This is a genomic window from Candidatus Skiveiella danica (assembly GCF_022705245.1).
GTDB classification, from domain to species: Bacteria; Pseudomonadota; Gammaproteobacteria; order Burkholderiales; family Burkholderiaceae_C; genus Skiveiella; species Skiveiella danica.
In genome coordinates this window covers 1-591 of the sequence record NZ_JAKJEW010000151.1, presented here as the reverse complement: position 1 = coordinate 591, position 591 = coordinate 1, and the positions used below count along the sequence as shown (strand labels likewise).

The 591-nt window shown below is 76.1% G+C and carries 1 pseudogene; it reads right to left on the bottom strand.

The window, feature by feature from the left end:
* Positions 1 to 591: pseudogene (locus ACMUOY_RS20625) on the bottom strand (ABC transporter permease); the annotation flags it as partial.

Here is a 591-nt window from a genome sequence, read left to right as displayed (position 1 = left end):
ACGCGGTACGCGCGCGACAGCAGGCTGATGCGCTCGGCGGCATCCCCCGGCTGCACCGCCATGGCGTGGGCGGGCCACCAGGGCTGGCTGCGCAGCGCCTGCGCGAAGGCGCTGCGGTCGGTGCCGGGCTGCAGGCGCAGGTCGATGCGGCTGAGCGCGCCGCCGCGCCCGAACAGGTCTTGTGCGGCGCCCAGGTCCATCACGGCCAGGGCGCTGCCGCCGGCTGCCACGCTGCCAGCCACGCGCACCACATGGCTCTGGCTGCCCGCCTGCAGCATCAGTGTGGGGGCGGGCTGTGCCGCCTGCGTGGGCAGGCCCAGCGCCTGGAATGCCGCCGCGTTGAGGAACACGGTGGCGGGCTCGAACAGCGCAAACCGCTGGCTGCCATCCCAGGGCCGGGGCATGAGGGCGGGGGCCATGCCGGGCAGCACCAGGGCGTCGGCACCCAGCACGCGCAGCGGGGCCGCAGGGCCACCGCTGGCGGTGCGCGCCATGGCGGTGAGCTCCAGCACCGGGCTGGCCTGGCGCACCTGGGGGTGCGTGGCCAAGGGGGTGTACAGGGCCTCATCCAGCGCGCCCTGCATGGCGCGC